This is a genomic window from Streptomyces sp. NPDC002573 (assembly GCF_042889625.1).
GTDB classification, from domain to species: domain Bacteria; phylum Actinomycetota; class Actinomycetes; order Streptomycetales; family Streptomycetaceae; genus Streptomyces; species Streptomyces gibsoniae.
The window spans coordinates 1-3731 of the sequence record NZ_JBIARC010000199.1 but is presented as its reverse complement, the minus strand read 5'-3'; the positions used below and the strand labels follow the sequence as shown (position 1 = coordinate 3731).

The window sequence follows — 3731 nt, the reverse complement described above, 5'->3', positions numbered from 1 at the left end:
ACATGGACGATCAACCCAGCCACCGCATAGACCGAGGGGCCACCCGGCCCACGGCCGGGCAGCCCCTCAGCAAGATCTTCATGAGTCTTCTAGGCGACGGCGCGTACGCCGCGGTTCCCCGGCCGTTCAAGGCCAACACGCCCAGAATTACGAAAACGCAGCCGGAACCCAACATGATCCACACGGACATGGCACCCCTCCATGGGAAGGCTACTCCCTCAACCCACCGTCATACAGATTGCCGGAAAGCCCATGAGGGCCGGTGTGGATCGCTGCTGGTTGCTGGAGTTGCTGTGCTTCGCTGCTGTACCGCCATCGCCGGCTGGCGGCCCGTCCGGGGAAATCTCTCGGGCGGGCCGCCGGTGTGGCAGCGGCAGGTCTGGTGGGCCTCAACTCACGGCGTACGCGTTGTACACCGTGGTCGTCGAGCTGTCGCCGTGGGAGTCGGTGACCGTCGAGCGCAGGCCGACGCGGCCTGAGACCGGGTTGGGGACGGCGATGGTCCACTTGCCGCCGGACAGCTTCGCGGTGATGGCATGCCAAGTGGCGCCGTCGTCGGTGGTGTACCAGGCACGCACGGACTTCACACTGTCCGACAACTGGCTGATCGTGCCGTCGCCCGTGCCGCTGCGCTGCATGCCCAGGACGACGGTCGTGGTCGACCCGGGAGCCGCCTGGTTCCTGGAGTTCAGCGCGTCGGGCCAGAACCGGGTGATGTAGTCCCGGATCTGCTCGTTCTTGCTGGGGTCCGCGTAGAAGTGCAGGGTGAGGCTGGAGGTGGTCGACAGTGAGCCGGACGGCAGGCTGCGTCGGCCGGTTTCACTGATCGTGTACCAGCCCGCACCGGGGATCACCGGATGCGCGTCGATGCCGTCCGAGTGGGTGTAGGTGTGCGAGTAGAGCGTCTTGCCCGCGTGGGTCAGCGTCACGGTGCCGGAGGCCAGCGTCCCGCCAGCCGGAAGCGTCGGATCGGCGAACAGGTTGATGTCCCCGAAGTACAGCTGGTGGTACCAGGTGTTGGGCAGCCGCCCGCCGGGGCCCCAGACCGTGTGGCCGAGGGTCAGCGAGGTCGTCGTGCCGGCCGCGTAGTTGTGGAACCCGTCGAAGATGAAGTCGTGGCTCTGCTGGCCCACCTGCCATTGGCCGGGCGGGAGGTGGGCGGTGAAGGAGTTGGGCAGCTCACGCTGGAACATGAGCGAGTTCGTGGACATCGGGCAGGCGTCGCCGCCCGTCGTCTGGTAGTTGAACGAGAACCTCGCCTGTCCGCTGTCGGGGCCTGAACGGGCGGACACCTTGATGGCGGTCAGTCCGGACTGCTTGAGCGTCGCGGACATCCCGGACGGTACGCCGCCCCTGTGCGTGGCGGACGCCAGCCAGAAGTCCCCGCCGGTCGCCGACTGCGGCTGGTACGCGGTGCCGTAGGCCAGCTCGTAGGCCTTGCTGCTCGTCGGGATGACGTACAGGTCACCCGCTGGTGCCGACGTGCCCATGTTGGCGGGGCCGTTGTCGGAGGTGCAGACGTACGCGCTGACCATGTGGTCGTATCCGCTGCCCGGGTTCGGGCTGAGCGAGACGTTGACCGGGCGGCCCTGCCGGGCGTCGAAGGTGGTCTTCGTGGCCCCGGAGACCGTCACACTGTGACCGCCGACGGTTGCCCGCTCGTCTCCGGCGTCGCCGAAGGACGTGACGAGCTCGTAGCTGCCGTCGGGCAGCGACGTCGCCTTGTTGCCTTCGATGATGCGGAAATCGAACGTTTTCGTGTTGTAGACCTCCACTTGTGCGTAGACCGGCTTACCGCTCCGGTCCAACGTCGTCACGGTGAGTGACCCAGTGGCTGTGGCCGACGCCGTTGAAGCGCCGGCCAGGAGAAGCGGCGCGAGTACGGTGACGACACTCGCGGCCGCTGTGGTTTGCCGCATCAAACCCCCCAAAGATCGCTGTGGTTACTGCACTTCGCTGCTGTATCGGGCACAGCAAGCGGCCTACCGCGGCCGGTAAGCCGTGGTTACCGGGACAGCTCCCAGCAGTTGGTATCCGCACGTCATCGCTCCCGCCAGGAGGGTGCCGTCGTAGACCCCAGGCGTCGCGCCAGAGGGGTAGTCGACGGACATCTCCAACGTGTGACCAGTGGAGCCGGGGAGGTTCCCGAGGACGGCGTCACCGCTGACCCACTGGGCGGTGGACGACTTGGTCGCCGCGTGCCAGGTCATGATCAAGTGATGCCACGACCCACCGTTGAACTTCCACCAGACGGTGGGCGCTGCACCCTTGTGATTGCTGGGCGGCACCATCTCGTAGTCGAAGAACACCCCCGACAGCGGCGCCGACTTGGCGTTACGCACGGTGGTGTACGTGACCAGGTTCTGCCCGGGCCTCGTGGAGATCGGTTCATGAGACAGGTTGCCCGAACCGGTGATCTCGCCATACGCGCAAGTCGGCTTGTAACTGACGGAACCCGCCGTTGCTGCCTGAACCGTGACGGGAAGCATGGTCAGCACGCCCGCCCCTGCGGCCACGGCTGCGAGACCCCACCTGCAAAGCCTCATGACCCCTCCGCATCACGCCGTGTCATCACGAGCGAGAGCGGATCGTATAACGATTAACTATGGTTTCAGGTAAGAAACTTGATTGATTCCACAGTCTGCACACATGGCCCCGGAAGGCCCTCCGATCCCAGGAGTAGTTGCTGGTCAAGGCCTCAAGAGTTCTGAGTTAACTGTGCTGGTGAGGTCTTGGGCTGTGTGCAGGAGCGCCCATCCCCGCTCGATCGGGCACGCAGGAGGCACGTGCGCCGTTCTCCCGCCCATCCCGCTTGGTCTCAGTGGCGCATAAGCACCATCACCGAGACCGGCAGGGTGACTGCTCCAGCGACGACAAAGATTCCACCGATGAACCGCACGAACCCCACCGGCATCCGCTTGGCTCTGCGGAATCTCTCGGCCTGCCTCGACGACAGGCCCTGCTGGTTTGCAAGGAGTGTCGCTCTGAAGGCCATGAAGCGGCTAGTACTGCAACCGCACTCATGGAATCAGCGCAGGTCAGTTTAGGCGTCTGGACACTTCGAAGCTGACGGGCCATCAGATATAGAGAGCCGTTGACCTGCCAGTTCGCGATCGGCCCGGCGCGGCGACTATCACCGTGCGCCGTCGGATCGCCACCGCCCAAAAACCGCCGCGCTGCGCCTGACCTGCGGTGACGCGACAGGTGCGGTTGCAGTACTAGACCACGTCTTGGTCGCCAGCCCACCGCCCATCACGAGAGCAAGCAGACTCCAGATGAGCAGGAACGGACCCAAGCCAGCGTCTTGTCCCGCCGAAAGCGTCATGCCGATGATCTTCACCTCGCTGGAGGGCGCAGTCAACGGAGTGGCGCTCGCTCACAGCATCCACCACTCTCCCCAGTTCCCATCCCGTCCGCCGTCGACCCACACACCGTGGAGCGGGCGTGGTCCATGGCGTCCAGGTGGAGCGCGCCACCGTACGAACGACCTGGACGCCATGGACCGCGCCTGCTCGGCTCTGCCTGGGCCACATGCGTTCGAGCGTAAACGCCCGCGCGGACACCTCCGGGCCATGCTGGAGGAAGGACGTCGCGGCCCCCGAGGCCGTTTTCTTTTGGGGCCGTTACTGGCTTCGACGCTTTGAGGTGACTGTCTGCTCGGGCTACTGACTGCTGGTCACCTGTGCGCTATGTCGTTGGTATGCGCTATGCGGATGGGGGCGGGCTGACGG

The 3731-nt window shown here is 65.4% G+C and carries 2 protein-coding genes; both read right to left on the bottom strand.

Translation table 11 applies throughout. The annotated features are described in order from the left end of the window. Nucleotides 1–389: 389 nt before the first annotated feature. Nucleotides 390–1817, bottom strand: coding sequence for a hypothetical protein (locus ACFYX0_RS47060; protein WP_388981808.1), 1428 nt, complete (start codon nt 1815–1817; stop codon nt 390–392). Between the two features lie 165 nt (nt 1818–1982). Then, nucleotides 1983–2516, bottom strand: coding sequence for a hypothetical protein (locus ACFYX0_RS47055; RefSeq protein WP_388981805.1), 534 nt, complete (start codon nt 2514–2516; stop codon nt 1983–1985). Nucleotides 2517–3731 lie beyond the last annotated feature (1215 nt).